General features: G+C 44.9%; 25 protein-coding genes and 2 pseudogenes. 5 read left to right on the top strand and 22 right to left on the bottom strand.

Translation table 11 applies throughout. The annotated features are described in order from the left end of the window. The 4 genes from G493_RS33545 to G493_RS30485 form a co-directional block, all read right to left on the bottom strand. On the bottom strand, positions 1–159 hold a 159-nt coding region (locus tag G493_RS33545; protein ID WP_153306610.1), incomplete at its 3' end, for a hypothetical protein. A 138-nt stretch (positions 160–297) separates the two neighbouring features. Then, positions 298–618 (bottom strand): cupin domain-containing protein, encoded by a 321-nt coding sequence (locus tag G493_RS0120750; RefSeq protein WP_028581926.1) that lies wholly within the window; start codon positions 616–618, stop codon positions 298–300. 81 nt (positions 619–699) lie between these two features. Further along, positions 700–888, bottom strand: a complete 189-nt coding sequence (locus G493_RS0120755; RefSeq protein ID WP_028581927.1) for a ferredoxin — start codon at positions 886–888, stop codon at positions 700–702. Positions 889–976: 88 nt separating this feature from the next. Then, complete coding sequence (locus G493_RS30485) at positions 977–1,591, bottom strand: TetR/AcrR family transcriptional regulator (protein WP_051309703.1); 615 nt, start codon at positions 1,589–1,591, stop codon at positions 977–979. A 570-nt stretch (positions 1,592–2,161) separates the two neighbouring features. On the opposite strand from G493_RS30485, the gene G493_RS30490 reads away from it, so the two are divergent. Beyond that, complete coding sequence (locus G493_RS30490; RefSeq protein ID WP_084813703.1) at positions 2,162–3,802, top strand: Lcl C-terminal domain-containing protein; 1,641 nt, start codon at positions 2,162–2,164, stop codon at positions 3,800–3,802. Positions 3,803–3,810: 8 nt separating this feature from the next. After that, positions 3,811–5,853, top strand: a complete 2,043-nt coding sequence (locus G493_RS0120775) for a diguanylate cyclase (RefSeq protein ID WP_028581928.1) — start codon at positions 3,811–3,813, stop codon at positions 5,851–5,853. 158 nt (positions 5,854–6,011) lie between these two features. On the opposite strand, the gene G493_RS0120780 is transcribed toward G493_RS0120775, so the two are convergent. From G493_RS0120780 to G493_RS32580, 10 genes are all read right to left on the bottom strand, one after another. Next, entirely contained in the window at positions 6,012–6,761 is a 750-nt protein-coding gene (locus G493_RS0120780; RefSeq protein ID WP_028581929.1) for an NADH-quinone oxidoreductase subunit B family protein, read from the bottom strand. Between the two features lie 17 nt (positions 6,762–6,778). Continuing rightward, positions 6,779–8,299, bottom strand: a complete 1,521-nt coding sequence (locus G493_RS0120785) for a hydrogenase large subunit (RefSeq protein WP_028581930.1) — start codon at positions 8,297–8,299, stop codon at positions 6,779–6,781. Then, the gene (locus G493_RS0120790; RefSeq protein WP_028581931.1) at positions 8,292–9,716 is read right to left on the bottom strand and encodes a proton-conducting transporter transmembrane domain-containing protein; all 1,425 of its coding nucleotides are present in this window, start codon (positions 9,714–9,716) and stop codon (positions 8,292–8,294) included. Before G493_RS0120790 ends, G493_RS0120785 begins: the two co-directional genes overlap by 8 nt. A 4-nt stretch (positions 9,717–9,720) precedes the next feature. Next, positions 9,721–10,374, bottom strand: coding sequence for a hypothetical protein (locus G493_RS0120795; RefSeq protein WP_028581932.1), 654 nt, complete (start codon positions 10,372–10,374; stop codon positions 9,721–9,723). Further along, positions 10,371–11,288: a respiratory chain complex I subunit 1 family protein gene (locus tag G493_RS0120800; RefSeq protein WP_028581933.1), complete on the bottom strand. Its 918-nt coding sequence runs from the start codon at positions 11,286–11,288 to the stop codon at positions 10,371–10,373. The genes G493_RS0120795 and G493_RS0120800 overlap by 4 nt, the downstream gene beginning before the upstream one ends. After that, complete coding sequence (locus tag G493_RS30495) at positions 11,285–13,276, bottom strand: proton-conducting transporter transmembrane domain-containing protein (RefSeq protein ID WP_051309705.1); 1,992 nt, start codon at positions 13,274–13,276, stop codon at positions 11,285–11,287. Before G493_RS30495 ends, G493_RS0120800 begins: the two co-directional genes overlap by 4 nt. Positions 13,277–13,668: 392 nt before the next feature. Further along, positions 13,669–13,965, bottom strand: a complete 297-nt coding sequence (locus G493_RS0120810) for a hypothetical protein (protein ID WP_028581934.1) — start codon at positions 13,963–13,965, stop codon at positions 13,669–13,671. Positions 13,966–14,121: 156 nt separating this feature from the next. Beyond that, entirely contained in the window at positions 14,122–14,418 is a 297-nt protein-coding gene (locus G493_RS0120815; RefSeq protein WP_153306611.1) for a hypothetical protein, read from the bottom strand. A 374-nt stretch (positions 14,419–14,792) separates the two neighbouring features. Beyond that, complete coding sequence (locus tag G493_RS0120820; RefSeq protein ID WP_028581936.1) at positions 14,793–16,151, bottom strand: sigma-54-dependent transcriptional regulator; 1,359 nt, start codon at positions 16,149–16,151, stop codon at positions 14,793–14,795. Then, the gene (locus tag G493_RS32580) at positions 16,141–17,616 is read right to left on the bottom strand and encodes an ATP-binding protein (protein ID WP_051309707.1); all 1,476 of its coding nucleotides are present in this window, start codon (positions 17,614–17,616) and stop codon (positions 16,141–16,143) included. Before G493_RS32580 ends, G493_RS0120820 begins: the two co-directional genes overlap by 11 nt. A 474-nt stretch (positions 17,617–18,090) precedes the next feature. On the opposite strand from G493_RS32580, the gene G493_RS0120830 reads away from it, so the two are divergent. Together G493_RS0120830 and larC are read left to right on the top strand one after the other, a co-directional pair. Then, positions 18,091–19,287: an aldo/keto reductase gene (locus tag G493_RS0120830; protein ID WP_028581937.1), complete on the top strand. Its 1,197-nt coding sequence runs from the start codon at positions 18,091–18,093 to the stop codon at positions 19,285–19,287. A gap of 50 nt (positions 19,288–19,337) precedes the next feature. Beyond that, positions 19,338–20,543, top strand: coding sequence for a nickel pincer cofactor biosynthesis protein LarC (larC, locus tag G493_RS0120835; RefSeq protein ID WP_028581938.1), 1,206 nt, complete (start codon positions 19,338–19,340; stop codon positions 20,541–20,543). Between the two features lie 272 nt (positions 20,544–20,815). Here larC and G493_RS32585 read toward each other — a convergent pair whose 3' ends face one another. The 4 genes from G493_RS32585 to G493_RS30515 all read right to left on the bottom strand — a co-directional run bounded on the left by G493_RS32585 (position 20,816) and on the right by G493_RS30515 (position 22,857). Further along, complete coding sequence (locus tag G493_RS32585) at positions 20,816–21,184, bottom strand: ISAs1 family transposase (RefSeq protein ID WP_028581939.1); 369 nt, start codon at positions 21,182–21,184, stop codon at positions 20,816–20,818. Further along, the gene (locus tag G493_RS34905) at positions 21,120–21,425 is read right to left on the bottom strand and encodes an ISAs1 family transposase (protein ID WP_084813702.1); all 306 of its coding nucleotides are present in this window, start codon (positions 21,423–21,425) and stop codon (positions 21,120–21,122) included. The genes G493_RS32585 and G493_RS34905 overlap by 65 nt, the downstream gene beginning before the upstream one ends. A 407-nt stretch (positions 21,426–21,832) precedes the next feature. Continuing rightward, positions 21,833–22,351, bottom strand: coding sequence for a rhodanese-like domain-containing protein (locus G493_RS0120845; protein WP_028581940.1), 519 nt, complete (start codon positions 22,349–22,351; stop codon positions 21,833–21,835). Beyond that, positions 22,348–22,857, bottom strand: coding sequence for a MauE/DoxX family redox-associated membrane protein (locus G493_RS30515; protein ID WP_051309709.1), 510 nt, complete (start codon positions 22,855–22,857; stop codon positions 22,348–22,350). The genes G493_RS0120845 and G493_RS30515 overlap by 4 nt, the downstream gene beginning before the upstream one ends. A gap of 248 nt (positions 22,858–23,105) precedes the next feature. Between G493_RS30515 and G493_RS33550 the strand changes: the two genes are divergently transcribed. After that, complete coding sequence (locus G493_RS33550; RefSeq protein ID WP_153306612.1) at positions 23,106–23,315, top strand: hypothetical protein; 210 nt, start codon at positions 23,106–23,108, stop codon at positions 23,313–23,315. Between the two features lie 852 nt (positions 23,316–24,167). Here the strand turns inward: G493_RS33550 and G493_RS32590 are convergent. The 4 genes and pseudogenes from G493_RS32590 to G493_RS30530 form a co-directional block, all read right to left on the bottom strand. Next, positions 24,168–24,593 (bottom strand): hypothetical protein, encoded by a 426-nt coding sequence (locus G493_RS32590; protein WP_051309711.1) that lies wholly within the window; start codon positions 24,591–24,593, stop codon positions 24,168–24,170. Positions 24,594–24,890: 297 nt separating this feature from the next. Further along, a pseudogene (locus tag G493_RS34685) lies at positions 24,891–25,199 on the bottom strand (IS66 family transposase); the annotation flags it as partial. A gap of 102 nt (positions 25,200–25,301) precedes the next feature. Beyond that, a pseudogene (locus tag G493_RS32600) lies at positions 25,302–25,526 on the bottom strand (IS66 family transposase); the annotation flags it as partial. Between the two features lie 226 nt (positions 25,527–25,752). Next, the coding region (locus G493_RS30530) for an IS1380 family transposase (RefSeq protein ID WP_153306613.1) at positions 25,753–26,778 on the bottom strand (1,026 nt) is incomplete at its 5' end.

Genomic DNA, 26,778 nt, shown 5'->3' on the forward strand with positions numbered 1-26,778 from the left:
AACACCTGCCTGACGCCCTGCATGGGCAACAATGGAAAGTCCCTGCACCGCATGCGTCAGTAAATCTTCGAGACCTGCCACTTCTTCATTTTTGCCGCAGACCCCAATCTTAGTGCAACCGATTCCTTTGACAGTCTGTTCACATTGATTACAAAACATAATGATTCTCCTCTCAATCAGAATAGTATAGAAACGCAATTCGGTTTGATTACAATGTTGCTACAGTCTCTATGGTGCTTTATTCTTCGGTTTATGGCCTTGACGTAGGTCAATTTTATACAAATACTTCCAATAAAATTAAATGGGCGGAGCAATGGTAACCAAGATGCGCATATCGCTCTCCGCGCGCACACCGTGGGGTTCCCTTATTTCCGAAATTAAGATATCTCCGGTTTTAGCCGGGAGTTCAGCATCATCCTTACCGAGAAAATATCCTTCCCCCTCAATGACAAGAATAGAGAGTTCACCATCAAGGTCATGGGAATGGACAGGAAAAGTATGACCAGCTGAAAGGTTGAAATTGATAATTTTAAAATGTGGCGAGTCCTCGACAAGAAAAAAACGCTTCATGCCCTTTTCTGTGAATTCCCGAGTCTCGTTAAGGCTCATTTTTTTCATACATCACCTCTTTTCAGATTTGGTATCAAAACAGCTAAGATTCCACCCCGGATATCTCAAGTGTGTTACTGCTAACCAGGATTAATCTTCTTCAAAGTCGATTGCACTGGTAGGACATGAATCAACCGCTTCCTGACAATCACAGCTTGAACATTTATCTGGACCGATGACATGGGATTTTCCATCCCGTATCTCAAAAACCTCGGGGCAGAGATCAGCGCAGATTTCACAACCAATACACAACTCTTGATCAACAACAGGTTTTGCCATAATTCCCTCCTTGTGAAAGTAAATTCACATAACGGTTATGATAAGCCAATTTAAGAATGTTCATAAAAAACCATTTTCAGCTCCTGAGTTACAGTTCACACCTTCCTTCGACTTGTAAAACACTTTGAAAGAGTGGCCACGCTGCCGTGAAATGACCATTTACATCAAAAGTGCCTTCGCTCATATGCCACAAGAGAGCTGCCGGCTGTACAATTCCGAAAAACATCCTTGCCACAGCTTCAGGATTCAAATCAGGGTTAATTTCATTTTTCATTTGACCTTCACGGATGATTGCCTCCAACTCAAGCAAATAACCACGAACAATAAGATACATCCTTTGCCGTTTGATTTTCTCCTGCCCCCACAGTTCATCTGAAAAGACGATACGGGGAATTCCCTGATGCTGGCAAATCAAATTTTCATGGAGCGTGAGTAACTCCTGTAGACGATCTATGGCATTGTCTTTTTTCGCTCGAACACGCTCCACGTTTTTATACATTTTCTCCCGTATATGCTCGAGGATGGCAGTTAAAATCGCGTCTTTATTCTTGAAGTGTCTGTAAAGTGCTGAAGGCGCCAGACCAAGGTATGAGGCAATCTCAGTAATTTTTATTTTTTTAACCCGCTTGTCGCCCAATATGTGTAGCGCAGCTTCTACAATTTGATCTTTTCGTATTTTAGAGGCTAATTTTTCTGTGCTCATCTCGTTAATCCATGTGAATTTAAATTCACATTAAGGAGAAAAGCATTGCGTGTCAATGGTCTGACAGGACGATATCAGTACGTTGGATGCCCAACGCTTTCAGATATCTGATACATTTGCCGAAAAATTATACAAAATACCTTGCTTTGCCAATGATCGCTAATACGGGTTGCAAACCAGAAACACAGAAAAATTAGTATCGTCAAGACATGGAACATCCAGGTGGAAACTTTTTGCCTGCACGATCTTTGTATGGTCAAACATAATTGATCCTCCTTGCAAACTATCTCAATTCAAGATAGTTTTATTCAGTTCAGCAAGGAGCTGATACAAATCTGAGAGGAATGGAGGAGAAAAGGGATGACAAGGAATTGTGACTATTTAGCGATTGTCAAGAAATGGTCTTTTCGGAGTCTCGTTCCTCGCTTACCGGCCAAATTTCTGCGTTATGCTCAGAATTTTTTCCTCGAAGGTGAGCGAAGACTCCGATATCCATTATATGTCTGCCGTACAAATAGTCGTCTGCCTCTGAGGCTACGCTTACCTAACCTTGCGCAAAAGTCCTCATTTATGGACAGACACCATCTGGTTTTAAAGTTCATATTGGCGGCATGCCTAGCTTCCTGCAGCATAGTGGAAGCTGGCGAACCCTCTCCAATTGTTGATACCGGCCAAAACCTATGCTACGACAATAATCGTCAACTTCCTTGTCCTGGCCCTGAAAGTACCTTTTACGGTCAAGATGCTCATTACCAAAACAAGCAACCTTCTTATATCGACAATGGAGACGGCACCGTCACCGATAATGTCACTGCTCTGATGTGGTCCAAAAGCGTGGATGAAGTCAAACTTTCTCTGGTTGAAGCCCAGCACAAGGCTCACCTGATGACCCTAGGCGGATACAACGACTGGCGGGTTCCCACGATAAAAGAGCTCTATTCTCTGATCAATTTTCAGGGTAACACTGGAACTCCTGAGAGACATGATGCTTTCGCCACCCTTCCGCCAGATGCCATCCCGTATATAGACACCGATTATTTTGATTTCAGATATGGCAATACCGCTGCCGGCGAACGCTATATCGATGCCCAATGGTTGTCTGCAACACCTTATGTCAGCACGACTATGGACGATATGCAGACCCTCTTCGGGGTCAATTTCGCAGATGGCCGTATTAAGGGCTACGGTTACCAGAAACAAGGAAACTCCTATCAGATTAAAAAATTTTATGTCCGTTATGTCCGTGGCACCCCATACGGAGAGAACGATTTCAAAGACAACAGCGATGGAACGATCACTGACAGAGCCACTGGCCTTATGTGGATGCAAAAAGATTCCGAGCGGGCTATGAATTGGGAGGAAGCACTTCAATACGCATCATCCTTTGCATTTGCCAGTTATAGCGACTGGCGTCTACCCAACGCCAAAGAACTGCAATCCATTGTCGATTATACCCGCTCGCCCGACTTTACCCAGTCGGCAGCCATAGCCTCTGTTTTCGAATGTACGGAAGTTATCAATGAAGCAGGGAACAGAGATTTTGGTTTTTACTGGACGTCTACCACTCACCTAGAGGGACCTCATCCGATGAAGGCCGTTTATATCGCTTTTGGCCGGGCCATGGGGCAGATGCATGGTCACACTTTGGACATGCACGGTGCTGGTGCCCAACGTAGCGACCCTAAGACAGGGCAAGCCGAGATTGGCATTGGCCCTCAGGGAGATGCTCGGCGAGTGAAGAATCTGGTAAGATTAGTCCGTGGAGGAAATGTGATTGCACCCCCCGTGGCATCTGTAATATCAAATAAAAAATATCCGCATACGGTGAAGATAATCGACAAATTCAGCCCCACAGCTACAACCACGCTAAGGCTATCGTTACAGGCATTACCGGGACCGCCCAACACACATCACGGCTCCTACCAGTTTAATATGGGAGGTTTCAATACCCAAGGATCTGAGAATAAACCACAAGGTACCCCGTCTAGACAACAAATCCATACAGTGAATCGTCAGATAAAACCCGGATTGGAGAGACCAAACGGAGAACAATGGGTTCGTCGATTAGACAAAAACCGGGACGATAAAGTATCTGTTTTGGAATTTGATGGTCCCAGGCAACACTTCTCTGACTTTGACCTTAACAGGGATGGTTATATTACAGCCTCCGAAGCTCCTGCCGGTCCGCCACCAAGGCCGAATCAACCGTAGAAAAAACTGTGAACCAGGTAAAACATGTTACTATGGCTTTACTGGTGCTCTTGCTCCTGTGCCATATCAATCTCGGACTCTGTGCGAGTCAAACCAGTGCCATGTTTACTACCCGCGAACTGGCCTGGATCAAGGCTCACCCTTCACTTCGTTTAGCTGTCAGCGGCACTCCTGCTCCCATCAGTTTTTGGGGCGAAGCAACAGAGCCACTCCCACCGTTACCAGCAGGAGAACAACATCCTGCTTCGCAAAAAACTGTTGATAGTTTTTCTCGTGATTCCGATGTGCAAAGACAAAATAATCCGATTCATCCTCACCAGATGCCTCTCATAAGCTATTATCGAGAGCCCGGGATCACGTCCAACCCAATCGAATTGCAGAGAGACATAAATGATCTGATACCTGTAAGCGAAGCTCAGCAGGATATGTTCAAGGGGGTAGCTGCTGATTATCTTAAAGAGATCAGCAAGATCATCGGCATTCGATTTGACGTCGTTCTGGTCTCCAGACATAACCATCAAGCCCTGCACAAAGCACTGAATAATGGACAAGCAGATGTAATTCCCAGCGTTATGCTGAGGAAATCTCCCGACAATCACCAAAAAGCCTATAGAAGCCAATCGTATATCGAAGTACCGGTAGTAATTGTAACCCGTAAGGAAGCCGCCTATATCGATAATCTGGAAGCACTTAAGTCCATGCGTGTGGCAGGGGTGTTCTCAATCGAATCCAAATTGACTCAATTGGGAGTAAGCACCAATCTGACTCTTGAAGGCCCTAAGGCTGGTCTTCGTGGCGTTGCCACAGGAAAATATGATGCCTTTATCTGCGAACTTACTGGAGTTTCCCAGGCTCTTTCTGACCTACCTCTCAGCAACATCAAGATCTCAGGTGAACTCCCTTTTCCCTCGCAGTTCGCCATGGATGTGTCCCGGCAGATTACAGATTTTATACCTATTTTCAACAAAGCTTTGGCTGCTATCCCCCAGAAAAATAAAGATGCCATCTGGAATAAATGGTTCAGAATCGAATACGAGAAGAAAATCGTCTCTTCCTTCTGGATACAAACAGTTCTGGTAGCAGCTGCAATGCTGACTATTTGCGCCTTAGGGATCCTCTTCTTCGTTCAGCGCCGCTTCAAACGTGTCAAAATGACTGTAGAAGCCCTGGATCCACACCTCTTAAGCGTGCGGATGGATCAAAATATTATTATTACCGAGGTAACAGAAGCCTTTTGCCGCGCCACTGGCTTTGATTATAGAGATCTGGTAGGACAACCGCTTATGTCCCTGGGAAGTCCAGCGGGAGACAACCCTAATACCTTTCATCAAATCTGGGAAACCCTCAAAAAAGGCCGCCATTGGCAAGGTGAAGTAAGGCTATTAAAAAAGGACGGCTCCACAATGTGGGTAGATGCAGTGGTTTCCCCGCTCAGACGAGAAAGCGACACCAACAATGGATATACAGCTATTTACCAAGATGTCAGTGAACGAAAGTATTTTGAGAACCTGGCAATGCGTGACGAACTTACCGGACTATTCAACAGGCGATATTTTAATGACATCGGCCCTGTCCTTTTTCGCAGGGCCCAGGATGAGCATGGGATATTTGCTCTGATTTTGATGGACGTGGATAATTTCAAGAAATACAACGATAATTACGGCCATCCTAAAGGAGACAAGGTATTGGCCGCCATCGGCGGTGAATTGCACAAGGTCTTCCAGCGCCACGACGATATGGTTTTCCGCATGGGAGGTGAGGAATTCGGGGCCGTTGTAGTTATGTCACATGCCGATGATGTTACTCTTTGTACCCAAAAAATCCTCACGGGCATTCGCGGCTTGAATATAGAGCATACAAACAACCCGCCAGGTGTAGTAACTGTTTCTATCGGAGTTTGCATTGTGACAGATTTTACAGATCTCGATATAGGCAAATTCTACCAGGTTGCCGATGAGGCTCTATACCAGGCAAAATCCGCAGGTCGAAACCAAGTATGTTTACAAAAAATGGATAGCTCGAACAATTCTAGTTATTATTGGCAATCCTAACCATCTGCCAAAGATGCCCATTTGAGAGACTTCCTGCATAGCATGTATATGAATGAAAACAACGCACGGTACGTATCTGTACGGTGCGTTGTTTGCGCTGGAAGAAATAAAACGACCAACGGGTCAGAAAAAGAGATCGCCTTCCGGATTGATTTGCATTACCCCTGTTTGAAAAACTTCAATAAGGCATGAAGTGTCGTCAGTGGATGAGGAGGGCAACCTGGTATATAGAGATCAACGGGAATCAGGCTGTTCAAATCACCGATAATCTCATCACTCCCGTAAAATGGCCCTCCGGAAATGGAACAACAGCCACTGGCAATAACTATTTTAGGAGATGGCACCGCGTCATAGGTATCCAGTAGTGCCTGTCTCATATTTTTAGAGATTGGCCCTGTCACATGGATACCGTCTGCGTGTCTGGGAGAGGCCACAAAATCGATCCCAAACCGGGAAAGGTCGAAAAATGGAGTGTTTAAAACATTGGTGTCTGCCTCACAGCTGTTGCAACCTGCAGCAGAAACCTGGCGCAGCTGTAACGAACGACCGAAAAGTTTCTTAAACTCCTGTTTGGAATGGGCAGCAAGATCAGGAAGCGTCCCTTGGGTAATCAGATCTCCCCTGTTTGCTGCTCCGAGTCCAAAATCTTCGCTGAAACGCGCAAAAGCGCCTTCACCCTCTACTTCACATTGACCACAAAAAGTGCATTTTCCCAAATCAATGGTTTTAGCCTCCACCTGAATGGCATCCTGAGGGCAGATATCAGCGCACCTTTGCACAATGTCCAGACTGCACTCAGAATCAATAACCGGCAATCCTCTATAACGATGATACAGGTTGATGGGTTCCAGTGGATAATTGGAGGTTTTGCAGCCCTGTTCAATTCTGTTCTGTATTACTTTGAGCATGTTGCTATCCTCCGAGGTTACAGGTCAAATCCACAATAGGATAAATTGTAGCTTTTATTGCACAAGGGAAAATCAGAAATCCCCTGATTTCTCAAAGACATGGCAAGTCCAGTCCAGTTATGAAACGAAGGATCCTTTATCTTATAACGCTGCACATCACCTTGTCTATCGGTTAATATTGCGTGGGATACCTCTCCCCTCCATCCCTCATTCACAGTTACTACAAAGGAATCTGCAGCAAGGTTAACGGGACGTGTCTGCACAGCCTTTTCTTCTTCCATAAGAGCCTCATGTTTAGCCAGAAGCATGGTGATAAGTTGCAGGGAATGCATAATTTCTTCCCTTCTTACCCAGGCACGGCTGTTGACATCGCCATCTGTTACCTTGTTTGAGTTGGCAGGAAGGTCCTGGTAACATTCAGTGGGAAAGGCAACACGGGCGTCATATGCAAGCCCGCAAGCTCTTCCTGCATATCCCACAAGTCCCAAATCTGATGCCATCTCCTTACTGACCGTTCCTGTATGTTCAAACCTGGCCAGTACAGTATGGGCTGTAAACAAAAGATCGCAAACATGTTCGATCTCGGGAGTAATTTCAGCCAGTTTGTCTCTCAACAGTTGCCGCTGTTCCTCCCCCATGATATGCGCTACCCCACCGGGTCGCACCAACCCTTTACCAAAGCGGTTGCCACATAACACCTGCAGCAGATTGAGAAATTCTCCCCTGATTCTACCAAAATACGATGCAGGTGGATTGAAAGCCACATCACCACTGAGAGCGCCTAAATCACCTATATGATTGGCTAAACGTTCAAGCTCCAGAGCGATGCAGCGAGTAATACTGGCTCCAGGCTCAATCTGCATTCCGGCCAGAGATTCAATAGCCTGGCAAAGACAAAGATTATGACCGATGGCAGTGTCACCTGCAATGGCTTCACAAATTATAGGCATACGTTTCATCGGCATGGTAGGAAGCATTTTTTCAATACCCCGGTGCTGATAGCCAAGCTGAATTTCCAGGTGGAGAACTTCTTCTCCGGCACATTGAAAACGAAAATGCCCTGGTTCAATGATACCAGCATGGACTGGCCCTACCCCAACCTCATGTATAGCCTCACCTTTTACTTGGAAGTAGCTGTAGTTACCTGGAATCTCTTCAGCGTAATCATTGTCAAACACATCCGGATACCCGGTGTAGTTGGGATGGTAACGTACCATTTTCAGCCAGGGATGGCCATCGGGGCGAAGGCCGTACTGCTCTGCAACTTCACGTTCAAACATATGAAATTTTTCACTTACCTGTCCGGTGAGTGACTGAAATATGGAACCGACCTCAGTGCTGATGACATATAAATCGCTGTTTCTGACTACGGCCAGGATAAAATTTTTGTCCTCTTCTGTGAAGGCGAAAAACTGAACGATGTAGCCATCATTTTTTACAAATGTGGAGAGTGACGTAAAAAAGCTCTCAAAGGGTACCAATGGAATTGATGCCCGTGCTATGGCCTGACCGTTTGTGATCTTGAGCATATTATCCATGTATACCACCAATTGCTTGAATTGAATTAAGAATGGTCGTGTAGAGGGATTCAGGTATCCATACACAAAGTACTACCGATGCCAGCAGCAAGGTATAAGCAGGAATAAGCCGTAGAAAGGTTTCACGCACTGCAATAGTTTCCGTAGAGTCATTAAACGACATGCCCATGACCACCCGACCGGCTCCGCCAACCACCAGAACCAGCGCAGCGATGAATATAGCTACCCCCAGATACCTTTCTGCTCTGACAGCCGCGACAATGATCATAAACTCACTGACAAACAGGCCAAAAGGCGGCAGTCCTGCAATACCAACAAATCCAGAAAAGAAGGTGACAAAGGTTTTAGGCATGTGGCGGATGATCCCACCAACCTGTCGTACCTGTTTCGTGCCGAAGCCCAGAAGTATGTTGCCTGCAGACAGGAATAATGACGATTTAATCAGGGAATGATGAATCAGGTGAATGAAAGCACCGTAAAGCCCCAGCCCGCCTATACCCACACCAACAGCTATAATTCCCATATTCTCTATACTGGAATAGGCAAGCATACGTTTATAATCTGACTGGCCGAGGATAAAAACACCACCAACAACCATTGAAATCAAGCCAAAGACGACAAGCATATTCCCGGAAAAATCTCCTAATCCGGCATTAACCATGAGAACATGGGCTTTGTAGATTCCTAAAAAGGCACAATTGAGCAAAGCACCTGACAGTAAAGCAGAGGCAGGACTTGGAGCCTCACTGTGTGCATCGGGCAACCATGTATGCATAGGTGCCAAGCCCATCTTTGTGCCAAACCCGATGACGATAAACAGAAAACCCACCCTGAGCCACACAGGATCAAGTTGCACAGCAAGTTCATTCAACATGGTAAATGACAGAGGCTGATGGGTATCAACAATATCCAGAGCCAGGGTGACGAAAAAGCTGCCGAGTAAAGCCAGGGCTATACCCACAGAGCAAATCAGAACATATTTCCATGTTGCTTCAAGGGCTTTCTGTGATCTGTGGATATAGATCAGTGGAGCACTGACCAGCGTTGTTGCTTCAATTGCAATCCAGAGCACAAGAGGATGTTCGGAAACTGTAACCATGGACATGGTTCCAAGAAAAAACAGCATACACCCGTTAAACACCCTCTTCTGTGAAATTTCGGTTTCTTTCACATAAGAAAACGAATACAGCGCGATGCAGGTAAAGATAAACGAGGTAACCATCAGAATAAGTAATCCCTCAGGAGAGCCAGCGAAAAATTGGTTGTATGCCGGTGTCAGACGACCTGTCCATCCCATCAGGCCCAAAACAAGATGGCCGATAGCCGTGCATACCAACAGGGCCCTGCCAAGCTGTGCAGGAAGAATAAAGGCAACAATACCTGCAGCAAAGGGAAGTAAAAATATTGCTTCTAACATATTCTCAATCCTTTAATTGCCCTAATAAAGTCGTATCGACGTCGTCAAAGGCGTGGTTGATATTGTTGAGGATGATACCCATGACCATCACAGCTACAAGCAGGTCCAGCAGTACACCGAATTCGACGATATACAGATTATGATGATGCTGCGTCAGAGCATTGCCGATCAAATAAATACCATTTTCCAGCATGAGGTATCCGATAACCTGGGTAATGGCTTTTTTTCTTGCCAACATCAGGAAAAAACCAGATGCCATGGTTGTGACGGCACAAACAAGAATTAACTCTCGGCCCTCAGGAAGAGTTAATTTCAAGGAATTCGCCATGAAAACTGCTGCCAGTAAAACGGCTAGTCCAGCAACAATGGAGGCGTGATACCCTACGAAAGGTTCTATTTCTCGTTGTATACTGACGTGCTTGACAGCCCGATACAGCAATGCAGGGATGAGTATTCCCTTGATAATGACCATGGCCAGATAAAAAACTACTGAACCAAAGGTCAGGATTTCATGGCTTTTCAAAAACAGAGGTATCAGGGAAACCAACACTCCCTGTAAAACCATGATACGCACCAGAGCCATGAGTCTTGTTGACCCCAGGGAAAGTAAAACAGTGAGCAGTATAAGGACGAGAATGACTTCCAGGATGTTAATCATTGCAATACCCCCATGGTGAGTATGACGGCAAAAAAGACCAGGGCAAAGGACGTAAGAATGAACTTTGGAACAAGATCCATTTTAAATCGTGCCATGATGGACTCGATAACGCCTACAGCTACATACACCAACGCCATTAGAATAAAAAACAGAAGCATATTGAGTATGCTGAAAGGTGCCGTGAACGGAAAAATCAGCTGAATGATGAATGCAGCATAGAAAAAGAGTTTGTAAAAGGCGCCAAGCTCAATAAGCGCCAGGTCCGGCCCACTATGATCCAGAATCATTACCTCATGAATCATGGTTAATTCCAGATGAGTAGCGGGATCATCCACAGGCACGCGTGAATTCTCCGTAAGCAAAACCATAAATAAGGCAACAATCACCAAAACAATCAATGCACCGGAAACCCCGGCCAAGGTAATGATATTTTCTCCGTGGAAATAATCGTTCAGGCTCAGGGAACCAGTCAGACGATAAAAGAGTATCAGTATGGCAAAGATAGCCAGCTCAGCCAGGGTTGAGAAAAAGACTTCCCTTGCTGCGCCCATACCTTCAAAGGGTGAAGCTGTATCCAGGGCAGCTACTACGGTAAAAAAGCGGCCGATCCCCATAATGTAAAACAAGAGTACCACGTCCCCATAGAAGGAGACCAGCGATGCACTACCAGCAAAGGGGAAAAAACATAACGGAAAAATTGCTGCTGCAAAGGAAACAACTGGTCCCAACGTAAAAACAAAACTGGAACTGGTACTGTACACCGAACCTTTTTGGAGTAATTTCAGCAAAGTGTAGTATTTAATTAGTAAGGGCGGGCCTTTTTTGCCGGCAAAAAAAGCTTTTACCTTTAAAATGATCCCAGGGTACAGCGGTGCTGCAAGCAATGCCAGGACAAGTGAAAGGAAGGATATCATAGTAAACCTCGCAGTATTTCCCTGGGACCCTCAGATATACAAAGCAGAGCTACCAGTATGGTGATAATGATGTAACCGATGTAGAGCTGGATGTGTCCATGTTGTATCCAGCGCAATTTACCAAGCAGAAAGAGCAATGGTTCAACGATACGTTCAATCAATGTTTGCTCGGCAATGTCGTCTACATGTGTTTCATACGAGGCCTGAGAAGGAAAAATTCTTTTTATCCCGGCATAATGAGTGTGCAGCCGAACCATGGGTCGAAAAAACTCTACAATGGACATTGCATACGAAGTACCCGTGTATTGGATACGAACAGTAGGTTGGGTAAAACCACATCCCCAGGTTGGTCCGCTCTGTACCTGTTTGCCGCGATAGAGAAACTTTCTGGCCACCAACAGAACGACAAATAATCCCAGAAAAACCTGTGAAGCCAAGGCCATTTTTTGGGTGATCTCCAGTAGCAGTACCTCATCCAGTGTCGTTTGAACCAGCAACGTCTCTACACCTTTGAATGCGTAATGAACGAACGGTTCAGGCCACACACCTATGATCAGGCAAGATGCCGCAAGGATAACCATGGGAAACGTCATGGTCCATCCTGCTTCCTTGGCTGCAGCAGAATTATCAGCGCGGGGTTCACCAAGAAAAACAATTCCAACAATCCTTGTAAAACAGGCTGCGGCAAGACCTCCTATGAGCGCAAGCGCAAGAATAGCAAGCATGGCAAAAACACAGTGCATACCTCCTAAAACCAATCCCTGGAATGCACCGATATAAATGAGAAACTCGCTGACAAAGCCATTAAAAGGAGGAAGGCCAGAAATGGAAACAGAACCTATCAAGAAACTCTTTCCCGTCAGAGGCATACGCTTGATCAGGCCACCGAGCTGGTCAAGCTGTCGCGTACCGGTCTGCTTGGCTACGGTTCCAGCCCCTAAGAATAGCAATGATTTAAAGAGCGAGTGATTGAGTACGTGCAACAGGCCGCCGACAAAGCCAAAAATTGCCATGCCCGTATTTCCTTGGGTGGCCCCTATCATCCCTACACCCAAACCAATGAGAATAACTCCAATATTTTCTACACTGGAATAGGCAAGTAATTTCTTGATATCTTGTTTACCAAGGGCGTAAATAACACCAAGGACTCCGGATACAATACCAAAACTCAATACAATCTGGCCTGCAACGGGAGAGGAGATATCCAATAGGCCGTAAAATCTGACAACACCATAAATCCCCATCTTGATCATCACGCCGGACATGATAGCAGAAATATTGCTCGGAGCGGCAGGATGAGCATATGGTAGCCAGATATGAATGGGAAAAACACCAGCTTTAGAGCCAAACCCCACCAGAACAAGGCAAAACATCCATAATTTCAGCCCTTCCGGCAGTGTGCTCAACGGTGCGAAATCCAAAGATTGAGTATACCCGTAGCCCACTCCCATACCTAGAAAAATACAGAGGGCTCCTAATTGTGTGAAGAGCAGATAAATGTATCCTGCGCGTCGTGTAGTTTCCTGTTCGTATTCATGAAGAACAAGGAAAAATGACGCAAGCGACATTATCTCCCATGACAGCGCAAAGCTGATCATATTATCGGCTATGACCACCAGAGCCATGGCAATAATAAGGAGATTGAAAAAGAAAAAATTGACTCCTGTACGTGCGTGTTCAGCCTTTTTATTCATGTAATGAAATACATAGAGTACAGCCAGAGGGCACACGAAGAATACAGGAATGAGAAAAAAGGTCGATAGCGAATCCAGAGAAAACTGGAGCTGAAAGATATGGAGCCAGTCTACGACCAACGTAGACTGAGAAGGTAACTGCGATATTGGGCACAAACTATACAATCCGATGACACAACCTGTGATGGTCAATGCAACGTAACAAGCCTTCATAAGAGTAAATAATCGGTGGCCCAGTAATGGGAGTATTCCTGCTGCAAGTAAAACAGTAAGCGAAAGGAAAAGTGTTTCCATCGGTCCTCGTTGAACGGTTTGAGTTACTTCATCATAACGGCAATCATTGTGTTGCCTGCATAATCCTCAGTTTTAGCTTGTCATAAACGACTTCCCCCCTATGTATCTGCACAGTATACTATGCATCTGAAAACAATGAGTCAGTGCCTTTCCGGAACTGGCCTTTTGCTCCATTTTTTAGTGGTATTCCTAAGGGTCGCGGAAAATAATAAATATCCAAAAATTGCGTAGGATATCGGTTTGGTAACGTTGTCGCGTCAATGGTTCCATCCTGGCCGTATTGAGCCATTGACGCGACGACGTTACCAAGTTGAGAGACAAGCAAGATTGGATAATGCATTATTTCCGTGACCCTACAAATGGCGGCAGCTGAATTGAATGAAAAAAAAGTATCATGTTGTATAACTACTCAACCCTGACAGTTCCTGAAGCATGGGAAAATAATTATCTTTTTTTTTCTCACAGAGAAAAGCAACACCATACCACGGGCTGGTATCAAGAAAATACCCAGGCAATGAAATCTTTTTCCCATTATGAGAATGAGCCAGCATGTACTTCAACCATTGAGTTGCCTCTATTGAAGTCTTAAACGGGCCGACAAAGACCAGCTCTTTATGACGCTCGAAGGTGCGCTCAATATATTCTTCTGCAATTTCAACATGTTGCGTAATACCTAGGCAAGAATTCATAACATCTCTCCTGTTATGAGAGTATTATTGGGTACAAAGCAAAAAGAGAAGAAAGCCCTTTTCCCTTATCGGTGTCATTTCAATAATAATATTTCCCGTAATATTAGTCATATGACTATGCTCATTTTTCTATAATTCCTCTTCCCGGACACCCTCCTAATCCGTCATCTGTTCAAAGGTAAACCCGTACCAGAGTTTATCCTCGTCACATTCTTCCTCCTGGACAATCTCCTTCATGGAGCAAATTTTACTTTTAAGTAAAGCCAGCCAGTTCTTCGCGTCCTCTTCGGAGATGAAAGGGCCCATCTCGATGAGCGTTGATTTTCTGCCCCTGTGAATAGCAAGCAGTTTTGATATTCGTTTAGGATCTTGGGTGATACCGATAATTATCCTCACATATACCCCTTCCAATGTAGCGTATGAGTCGAAACTGTCCTTATCTCGCTTTAGCAAAAGGTATTCCAACGATGATCTTTCAAAATACATTTTTCCAAGATACACCGGGAACAAGGCGTTAACCCCAGAGAAAGTGTTTATCAGATGAACGTATTTCCCTGCCTGAAACGTTTAGAAATTCTTTTTTGGAGGTTATTCTAAAAAATATCAGAGAACTGGGGCAGGATGCCCCGGATCAAACAGGCTGAATTGATAACACCGCACCAGAAGGCGAAGAACAGAAAATCATCTATAGCAATCTTCAGACAGTTAAACCCGTTATCCAAAACAGTTATGAGATATGCTGCTGAGCAGGCAACAAGACATGAGGGGCATAGTGCCCCGGCGAGGCAGAATGCCCCAAAAGAGGACAAACTATTGAAAAAAGCAACTCAAGTTTGCTTATATCTCTGTAATTTTCTGTACAGTGTTTTTCTATCCACTCCCATAATTCTTGCTGCCATAGTTCGGTTACCCTTGGTATTTTCAAGTACATACATAATATACCTGCGCTCCATTTCTTCCAGGGTAATCAACTCCATAGGATCCTGGGAGCTCAGGAGAAAATGATCCTGGGCAGACATACGGATTTTCTCAGGGAGATCTTCCAACACTATTTTATCGTACAAGGTGAGTGCCACCGCATGTTCCATAGCGTTACGAAGTTCACGGACATTGCCGGGCCAGTTATAGTTAAGTAATTTTTCCGCTGCTGGCTCAGATATCCCGGTAACAGCCTTATTTTGACGCTCTGAGAACTGTTCAATGAATTTGTTGGCCAATAGCAAAACATCGCCTCCTCGTGCACGAAGCGGTGGCATATGCAGATGGATAACATTTAATCTGTAAAAAAGATCTTCGCGAAACAGACCATCTTCAATGGCGGATTCCAGATCGCGGTTAGTGGCGGCAATGATGCGCACATTAAAATGTTGTTCACTGGTGCCGCCGACAGGCCTGACACAACGCTCCTCCAGAGCTCGGAGTAACTTAGGTTGCAGGTCCAGGGGAATTTCTCCAACTTCATCAAGAAACAAGGTGCCTCCATCGGCTTCCAGAAACAGTCCTTTTGTCGTTTGGCTGGCACTTGTAAACGCCCCTTTTTTATGCCCGAAAAGTTCACTTTCGAGCAACTGACCGGGCATGGCAGCACAATTAATTGTTATCAGAGGCTTGTCGCTTCGTCGACTGTGTTGATGTACTGCACGGGCAACCAGTTCTTTACCTGAGCCACTTTCACCAGTAATGAGCAACGATGCCTCAGAATCCGCAATACGACGCAGCTGGGAAAATAACTCTTCCATGACTGAACTCTGCCCAATCAACCAGTCGAATTTCTGAGGTAGACTTACTTCTTTACTGAGCAACTGGACAGTTCTCTGTAATTCCCTATAACGAGAAGCTCTCTCCAAAGACAAGGCCAGAATATCCAGATCAAGTGGTTTGGTAACAAAGTCATACGCGCCAGCTCGAATAGCAGCTATGGCTGTATCCATACTTCCAAAAGCTGTCATAATGACAACTGGAATATCTCTCATTTTAGCCATGATATCGCTGCAGATATCCAACCCATTCATATCTGGCAGGTTGATATCTGCAAGAACCACATCTGTATCATGCATATCAACTGCAGCAAGCCCTTCTTTCCCCAATGTATAGGTCGATATCTGGAAATCTCTTCTGGCAAGGCCAGCGGAGAGCATATCACACATCTCCTGATCGTCTTCAATGACAACAATATTACCTCTCATCCACGATCTCCTTTACAGGAAGGTACACTGAAAAACAGGTGCCTCGACGTGGCACACTTTCCACTTCTATCCAGCCATTATGTTCTTCCACAATACCATGCGCAATGGAAAGTCCGAGTCCGGTTCCTGTACCAAGCTTTTTAGTGGTGAAAAACGGGGTAAATATATGTTCCAGATTTTTATCTGCTATCCCCTCTCCTTCATCTTCGATACGCAACTTTAAAATATAGGCAACGGTCTCCCGCTGTATCTGTGTCTGATCCGCTGGTACATTACTCACAGTAACGTCTACCTTTCCACCACCTGGCATTGCCTGTATGCTGTTCATGAGTAAATTCACGAGCACCTGCTGAATCTGGGAACCATCTGCATCTAAAACCGCACGAGTATCGGGAAGAACGTGAAGAGCAAATTCCACTCGCTGTTTATTGGCCATAGGGTATAAAAATTGAAAGACCTGTTTTATAAGAAAAACTATATTTTCCTCTGCTATTTTCTGTTTTGGCCTTCTGGTAAAATCAAGAAGTTGACGCACAATGACCGTCATACGTTCAGCCTGATTCTGAATAATTGTTGCGCACTCCTGTATTTCATCCTGGGTAAGATCTTCTCGAATAATCATCTTGGCTCGGCCGTCCACAACATTCAACGGTGTACCAATTTCATGGGCTATACCTGCCGAAATAAGGCCAAAAGTTGACAGTCGTTCTGTATGGCGCAGCTGCTCCAGAGTTTTTAAGCGTGCATCACATTCAAATTTTATTTTCTCCTTGGCAATAAGAAGCCTTGAGCACATCTCATTAAGTGTTTGAGCCAATCTGGCAAACTCCTCATTCCCTTTGAAGGCAACAGTCGTACAAAGATCCCCAGTTCCAATACGTTCGACCTGCTCTATCAACCTTTGCAGGGGTACCCGAATACTCCTGTTCATAAATAAATAGAGAATCGCACCATAAATACATCCCAGCAAAATGGTTATAACCACGGCTCTGAGCATCATTTTATGCGCATAGTTTTTTAAGGTGGACAAGGGCTGCCTTATCTGTAAAACACCAGAATCAATGTATGCATTCATCACAGGAATATACGTATAGATGAACATATCTCCCTGTTCATCAGCCTGTTTGAAATGAACAGGACTACCTTTACGCAGTTGCTCTCTTTCCGATATTTCAAGTAAAGACGGTATTTGAGGAGAGCGATTTTTCTCAAGCCAGACCCATTGAATATTCATCCCACCATCGATTTGTGCATGGGAAATCAAATCCAACGCGAGGGCCTCATTATTCTCCTCCCAAGCATGATTCAAAACACCGGAAAGGCTTTTGCCTATTTGCTCCGCACTTCGTTTAAGATTTAACTCAAACTGCCTGGTTTCAACCTGATAACTTAAGAATTCATCAAGGCAAATAAGAATTATAGTTCCCAAAAGCAGAGAAATAAGCAGTCGATAAAAAAGTTTCATTTTGTAAGCGACAGAATCTTTGTTTATGTTTTGTTACCATTCACTGACGGATAAAGATGCAGGTGTCCAGGCACTGTAATGCTTCAGATATGCACACGTTGGCTGGAGAGCTATCATTCAGCTATGATAACTGCTCAAAGTGCAGCTGAACTTAACGCGATCAGCCCGGCTTACGTATGACCAAATACGCTGCGCCAGCCTGCTTGCGAGAAGCTCCGGCACGCTGTAAGCAGTTTCAAATACAGGGGAGTTGTCACGCTTAATAACTACCCCTGTTAGGGTTTATCATCTCTATATATTTAGCTCCAATATTCTCCTGGAGGAATAGGCAATAAATCAGGAGAAATAGTCTACCCTATACAGTCCATGCTTGTGTACAATATGGCACTATTATTGGCATACATGAGGTTGATTGAGCCAAACATATTTTGAATAGCAAATATAAGCAATACCTTAGAGGTATAAGGAGCCCAAATGTTGTACAGGACCGTACCAAAAAACGGAGACAAACTGTCAATCCTCGGTTTTGGAGCCATGCGTTTGGCCTCCAATGAAGACGGCAGTATCAATGAAAAAAAAGCTATTGCACAAATGCGCAGAGTCATTGATAGCGGGGTTAATTACATTGACACTGCCTGGCCCTATCATGGTGGCCAGAGCGAATTGATAGTCGCAAAAGCGCTTAAGGACGGGTATCGTGAAAAAGTTAAGATAGCAGACAAGTTGCCGCCATGGGCTATTAGAAAAAGGGAAGATATGGATACCATTCTTGACAGGCAACTTGAAAAGCTCGGCGTATCCACCATTGATTACTACCTGGTGCATGCACTGGAGGGGGATTCATGGGATCGTATGCTATCATTAGGTATTATCGACTTTCTCGAAAAAGCAAAAGTTGAAGGCAAAATCACTAATATCGGTTTTTCCTTTCACGGAAGCAACGAAGAGTTTAACCGAATTATTGATGCATATGACTGGGGATTCTGTCAGATACAGTATAATTATCTTGATACCCAGAATCAGGCAGGTACTGCAGGGCTAAAATATGCTGCCTCCAAAAACATTGCCGTGATGATTATGGAACCGTTGCGAGGCGGCAACCTCAGCCGCCCGGAAGCTCCCCCTGCCATCAAGAAATTGTGGGACATGGCTGAAACGAAACGTACTCCTGTGGAATGGGCCTTACGCTGGGTGTGGAATAGTCCAGGGGTAACGGTTGTGCTTTCCGGTATGAATGATGACGAACATATTGCCCAGAATCTCGCCATTGCAGAACAGGCAGAAGTCAACTCTCTCTCTGAAGCTGAGCTGAAACTTGTCGCACAGGTTGCGGATACATATCATGATCTCATGCCCATCGGCTGTACAGGTTGCCAGTACTGCATGCCCTGCCCCGCTGGTGTTAATATCCCGAGCTGTTTTGAACTTTACAACACAGCGCTGATGTTTGAAGAACCACAGGAAAGAACCCAGTTTCGTTATGCGGTCATGAACGGCGGGGTCAGGGGAAACAAGACATATGCCTCGCAGTGTATTGAATGTGGCCAGTGTATGGAACATTGCCCCCAGCATATCCAGATTCCCGAGCGACTCAAAGAGGTAGCGGCGTTCTGTGAAGCAGATGGCATTGTCGAGAACGTCCATAGCGCACTGAGCGGTAATATTGATTAACCTTTTTCCATGTGCAGACACCTGATCAGGTGTCTGCATATCTTTTCATAATGAATATTCTCTACTATGACTGCTTTGCAGGTATAAGCGGCGACATGAACATGGCCGCCATGATCAGCCTGGGTGTCGACCCCGATTACCTGAAAAAAGAGCTGGCCAAACTCCATATTGATGAAGAATTCAGCCTTGACGTATCGGTTGATAAACGTAAAGGCATACAGGGCACCCGTGTGGATGTGGTGTTGAAGAGGGATGATCACCACCAGCATCACCATGAACACAGCCACTATGCCCACCGCAATTTGAAAGATATCGAAACAATCATCAATGAAAGCAAGCTTGATAACAAAATAAAGGAAACAAGCCTGGCTATTTTCAGGCGCGTTGCAGAAGCAGAGGCCAAAATCCATGGCAAAGCCCTCGATGCTGTTCACTTCCATGAAGTAGGAGCTACCGACTCCATCGTCGACATCGTGGGGGCTGCTATCTGTTTTCATGCCCTGGACATCGATGAAGTCTGGTGTTCGCCAGTAGAACTTGGCGGAGGATTTATTACATGCGCCCATGGGGTTATGCCTGTCCCTGCTCCCGCCACTTTGGAAATCCTGACTGGAGTTCCCACCAAACGTGGCGCCATACAACAGGAAACCACCACACCAACCGGAGCGGCAATTCTCGCCGAACTGGTTAACCGCTTCGAATCATCTCCAGAGATAACTACGCTCAAAACCGGTTATGGTATCGGCCATAGAGACACTGAGATCCCGAATGTGCTTCGTGTCAGTATTGCTACGCTTGAATCCTCACATGACCGGCTCCAGTCAACCCCAGCCTGTCTGCTGGAATGTAATATTGACGATATGACGGGAGAAATGCTTGGCGATACCATGAACAGGCTCTTGGAAGCAGGAGCTATGGATGTTCATTTCACATCCATTGTCATGAAAAAAAATCGTCCTGCTACAACTCTTTCCGTTTTATGCAGTTTGGAAGAAGAAGATAACTTCAAACGACTGATTTTCAGACATACAACCACATTGGGGATCAAATCCATCCCTATTAACAAAACCGTCCTTGAAATCTCCTTTGAACAATTGAAAACACCATTGGGGAGCGTGACCATGAAAAATGCTATCCTGGACGGAAAAGTCATCCGCTCCAAACCCGAACTGGAAGATTGCAGCAGACTTGCTCAACAAAACGATATACCATTAGGAGAAGTGTACCTACAGATCGGAAAAGTGAGAAAGCTATAGTTTCCTAAAAGAAGGCAACTACCCACAGAAAGAGCGATCACACCTGGAAATTTTCATGTATTTTCAACCACTTACAAGTCACTGATATTTTCACAGGCAGGCTGTGCAGCGCATAAATCCAAACGTTAGCCAGGCTGATCGTGAAAAGTTAAGGGGTACTGTAAGCAGTTACAAGGCCTAATGACCGGGTAGCTGCGATAAGTGCCAACTTTTGACATGACAAAGTGATATTCACTGGTATCCTGTTAGATCTTCATACTTTATTGGAGGGTCTACCCCCAATGGTCTGATGTGATGTTAAAGAAGCTACAGAACAGGTATTTTTTTCTGACGTTTGATCTGAGTGCCGACTTTGGCAGTTTTTCCTGCTTGATTCCTTTTACCACAAGGGCATAATCAGCACCTTGGTCGATTATTTGCCTCGCAATTTTTTTCTGGCAACCCATTGCATCGATGGTCACTATGCAGCCTTTAATATCAAGCAAATTGAGCAGCTTCGGGATTGCATTAATTTCATTAGATTTTTCGTCTGTTTTGACCAGGCCAAGCACCAAACTGTTTTTTGCCGCCCAAGCGCTAACCATATGGACAGCTTTTTTTGCCAATCGACTTTTTGTAAGAACGACGAACAGTTTTGCCATTTATGGGCACAACTTGACCATCGGTAACTGTAAAAACGTCTTGAACCCAGGCTGAAAAACATTCTTGAAACCGAACCGGAGAAATCCGTGCGAAGACTCTGCCGAACGTATGATGTGATGGAATTCCATAAGGCCAGGCAAGAAAGGTGCTCAACCATTCTTGCTTGGCAAGTCCGTATTCTTGAATGGGTTTCCAGCCATCTACACCGCAAATGGTACCGCAGATGGCAATTACAAGAATAAGACGATGTAAGAAAGTAGACTATTTGCTTGAGTATAGGTTATTGCCCATGCGATTGCCCTGCGACATACGGCGCTTGCGATTTTTATTTAATCAGGCAGTGAAATACTTGCCCTCAGGCCAAGGATTTCACTGCCTGATTAAATAATGAGGGATCGCCCATCATTTTTTTTATCTGCCCAAGAGATTATCCGTTACAGAAATACAAACCACCGGGACATGAAGCATTGGGATGGCAATGCTTCATGTCCGGCTCCTCGTTGCTACGGCAAGATCCCTACTGATGGGGTTCCTGGAAATTGAGAAGATGTGATGACCGCTCACAGGAGGAGCGGTGCAAAGTATCGGGTCACAGGTAAACCTGGCTGATCTCGGATATGTCAGAGGCCCTGTGAACAGCCCTGATATTACTTCTCAACCTCGTAGCCAGCTCCCTTCCATGCAAAGATTCCACCAGGATAACGATACACGTTTGTGTAGCCGAGCTTTACCGCCCAGGCAGCACCGTTATGGCTTCTTGTGCATTTAACGAACCCGCAATATACAACAATTTTTTTGCTTTTATCCGGTCCCAGTAAAGCTTCGTAATCGGCAACAGATTTCCCGTCTGTTTCCTTTGCATCCCAGTCAGTCATGTCGGGGATGGGGAATAAAAACTGCTGCGCCCCGGGCACATGGTTCTTTTTATAGCTGGCTTCGTACGGCATGGTGTCGAGAATGAGCATATCCTCACCACTTTCCATGGCCTTGTGCAACTCTTCCGTGGTGATTACATCATAGCCGCCGCGCTGAACCTCTCGCACGAGTTTCACCGCTGAGGTCTCTATTTCGACTTCTTTTTCAAATTTTGACGTTCCAAAAGCAAAAGCATTAGAACCACAACAAACAATGCCAAACAGCAAAACAGCAGATACAATTTTTTTCATGGGTACTCTCCACACTGTGTATAGGGGAATCGATAGGTGTACCAGAAACAGTACAATAGAGGAAGACACAGCAACATATCACGGGCAAGTGCGGTCCTAAGTCCGGAAAATGCCTTATGCTCAATATCCTCCGGGCCAAAACAACCACAATCAATATCCAGACCAAGCCATATACCGTAGGAAAGCACTGTAATAAACAGCAGCATGAGCGCGGCAGCCAGCCAAAGCCCGGATCGTTTTCCTCGTATCAACAAAAATGCCGCCAGCAATTCAGCAAGCGGCAGTACGACAGCAGCAGGAAAAACAAGCATATCAGGGACAAGACCATATGCCCCGACAACCTCTGCAAAATCATCAGGTGCCAGCAGTTTTGGGACTCCCGCAAGCACCATGATACAGGCAAGGAGCCACCGGGATATCCTGTAGAGCCAAAGCCCAAGTCTCCGACACGTCACTGTACATTTTCCATGTATGCCATCCAATGCAATACGTTCTATATGCTGCAACCTCAGGGCACCTTGAAAATTGAGGAAATTTGTTCAAATGCAAGGCGCACACTACACTGTAGCCCAGGCATATACCTCATATCCGAGCCTGCGCTTACCTCCGAGGATGCAGTTCTGAGCCCAGTGAGGTAATCGCAGACTCCGTAAAGCTGAGCAAATCAGCAATTTTTTCAAGGTTCCCGTAAGTTGATCACGGGGTAAATACGATCGCGACTCCAATTACCACTGAGTTGGCAGCTGGTCAGGGCATGTTGCTGCACCAATGGAAAGCAATATCTCAAAAAATCACCTCTTTGTCAAATAGCCAAAACCTATCAGGTAATCCGCATGTAAATTTTCTGATTATTTCGGATTTAGGGGAGCCCTTCGAAATCCGCCAAGAGAGGAAAAAATCAAAAGGTTTTGTAGCCAACAATCGTGATATCGGCCGCCATTCAACTTTTCAGATGGACTTTTAATCCAGCATGTTGTTTTACCGTTTTTGTTTTTTTGTTGAGCAAAATTCTTGATGAGCACCCAACCTCGAATATTTTGTTCCGCTGCTTCCAAGGTACCGTGAAAATATCTCGTATTGTACAGGTGGCGATCCATTTCCTGCATTAACCGGTCGAGCATATTGCTTGTTCTGTGATTTCCCTTATACTTGTATGCCATGGAGTAATTGGACATATTGCTTTTGAGCTTCTTCAACGGGTCCAGTATCACATTAGGATACGATTCGCGTTGTGCCGCTTCCACAAGTCTTCTGATTTTCTTAAAAAAAAATGAACGCCTTGTGGGTGCTTCAAAACACTCCCAAAGCGTTGTCGCTACCGTGACGAATAGCTCCCGGTGTTTATTGGGGTCTGCTCACGAAACGGAAAAAATAGCACGCTAAGACATTTCGATTGCGTGACGAGCCTTTTTATTAGGCCCAATGGGCGGGTAGCACAATTTGAAAGAGTTACTACCGAAAGTGATGTCAGAGGGAGTTGCTCAAACAAAGCACGTGTCGAAAGATACAGGAGTAATCTAAAATTAGAGTGAATTACAAAAATCTTGATGTTTCAAGTGGTAATTTTAACCCCGGATATGGTCTAGAACTAAGAAAAAGACCTTTTTTTCATATAGTCATAAATACTCATTGGCAATAATAGTAATGGTACTCCCAATATGACTACCAGTGATTTTAACTTTATCTCTCCATTGCACAGAAAGAATACCATTGAAACGGTTAATATGCTTAGAAAAAACCTAAAAGCAATTTTAAGGAAGCTGTCATTACCATACCATTTTTCTAACAAATTATGCCTCCACAAAAAATAGGCTATTCATGGTTGAGGGACAAAAACAATCGCTGGTTCGGCGACAAGAATTTGTTTTAACTTTTTGTAAAGGGATTCGACTGCAACTTTTGTGTCAGCACCCAAAAGTCGCCTCAAAAATGAAGGTTCTGCAGCCACTATGCATGTCCAAACAATATCTTGACCTTGTGGTAACCGGTCATTCGACGCAGACTTCTCGTAATCATGAACGCTAACGCAACCCACCCATAGCAAATAAGGTTTACGTTGTACGACGACACACCAACCCCAGTCTTCTGGGATAATCTCTGCACGCCCAACGCTTTCTTCGTCTAATCGAATTTTGACCCAATTTGCGAGCTGTCGACCGAAGCATAAAGGATTGGTTTCCTGGTCCTCCTCGGGTTCTATATCAAAAAGATCAGTTTTAAACCAAAGTTGTTTTTGAATCATTTCTTCAACAAATAGGAGTAACCTTAATCATACACACTTGAACAAAAATCATAGATTGCAGTTAGCAAGGTTAAGCTTAGAAGGCCTCGAGTCCTTCATCCTGCACCGCATACTAGATATTCTGAAGACAGAGGGTAGAGATTGCCCTGAGTGCAAGAGTAACTGACACTCCTAACATTCAAACCAATTCCCAGAAGCATATAAATCAACATCTAGCTCAAGTCCCAAGCCATTCAAATGAGATAGCTGTTTGTTATTCAAATGCCATCCCCATGTGTATTGAACAGTAAGCGACTATCAAACCCCAGTGGGATCGCCAGAGATCTTCAATATTTCGTTGGTTAGATTTTTTGGCAGGAGTGCACGGTAATCATCGGTACTTTGCGCAAAAGGAATATTCTCAAAAATATACCTAAGATACTTATAAGCATCGAGCCCATTGGCCTTGGCTGACTCAACCAATGAATATAATGCAGCACTGGCCTCTGCTCCCCGTTGAGTACCGGCGAACAACCAATTCTTCCTTCCGACAGTGAAAGGACGGATAGCATTTTCCAGTAGATTGTTATCCGGCGTGACACATCCATTTTTCAGGTAAGCAGAGAGTTTAAATTCTTCCAAAACCGGTTGAACTTCTTCAAGACGTAACTGAACCAGCTCGTCCGGTGTCAGCCCGAGTTTTCTGGCTTTGTTTTCGGTGGCATAAATCTACCTGATAGCTTTGATGGCAACAGCTGTAGCCCCGGTTTGCGCCTTTTTCCCTTTGGCTTTATCAGCATCGACAAATTTCCTGCGAGCATGAGCCCAGCAGCCGACATGCACTACTCCATCTTTACTGTCGAGAAAGTCATAACCATTGTACCCATCGGTCTGCACCACACCTTGATAATCACCAAGAAGCACCTTGGCGACTTGTCCAGCCCGGCTGGGAGAATAATGATACCTAAATCTTGCAAGTACCCTTTAGCAGGTCAATTGCATTCAAATTTCTCTTTTAAAGCACTTCGCAAAACAGACGCCTGACTACTAAATGTATCGAGGCTCTATGAAGCCACCTAAATTACCAGCGAGAAAACCTATTTTTCCAGCAAATATCCGGAAAAAAGGCGCAAGAATCCACTGAAAATTCCAGTATGTTAAAATGTTGACTCTGTGCGACTCAGTTCAAACCGACAGCAACCCAGGCATCCCATTGATTTGGATACAAATGATTTGCCGGTATCTTCAACCGCTGCTGATTTGAGCCTGTTATTAATCTGCCTGCTACTCTGACCAGAAATGTACGTATTGTTGCTGGCTCCCAACGGAGTAGTTGTTTATTCCCACTGCATAGCGCCATCCAGTGAACTGTATTGTATGCCAGAATAGAACACTGGAAGAAAGCGCTACTCCCCCAGAAATCGTCCATCTTTATGTGCCCAAGTGCCATTTGATTCTTGGCCTCTTCTATCCATGTTTCGCAGGTAGCTCTCTTTCCATAACACTTATGGACTTCCCAACAAGTTAACTCTTCACTGGTGACATAGCAGAAGAAGTCATACTCTTTCATCTCAAACAATCGCCTTGGGCCGGCATTATTCTCTGATTTACGTTCCTGCCTTACACCTATAAAACGACGAGCACAGCTCCAGTTTCCGCATTGATGCCAGAAAACACATTGTTCCCAACCCGGTTTGCCAGGGATACTTACCCATGTCTGGCACAAGAGCAACTCCTTCAAACCTTTAAGCTTTACCTTAACCAGATAGCGATGGCCATATTTGTCGAGAAGGTCAAACAGTTGTCCATTGAAAAAACCGCTGTCACCGCGAAACAGAATGGTTTGATGTTTTGGTAAATGGGCCAGCAGCTGTTTGGTAAACTCTACTATTCCATTGCTCGTATAAGCGTCTCCGCTTCTAAGCCAGCCTTGCAAAATCTCTTTGGTCTCAGCGCAAAAGGCGAGGAGTGGATGATATGAGGCCTTGCCTTTGCGAAAAGGATTGTAGCCTTTTTTTACTCCCTGCTGCTTACCAAAAGCTGTTTTTTCCGTTGAATCTACATCTACCACACGGCAAGAACGAACAGCAATTGTGGAGGTGCCTTTTCTCAGTGCCTTCCTCCAGGATTTTGCGCGCATCCTGTGATTCAAGGTTTCAAATTGAGAGACCTGCCCTCTTTGAAGGTACGAAACAGACGACCTAAG

Origin of the sequence: Desulfogranum japonicum DSM 18378, assembly GCF_000429945.1 — a bacterium.
Taxonomy (GTDB): Bacteria; Desulfobacterota; Desulfobulbia; order Desulfobulbales; family Desulfobulbaceae; genus Desulfogranum; species Desulfogranum japonicum.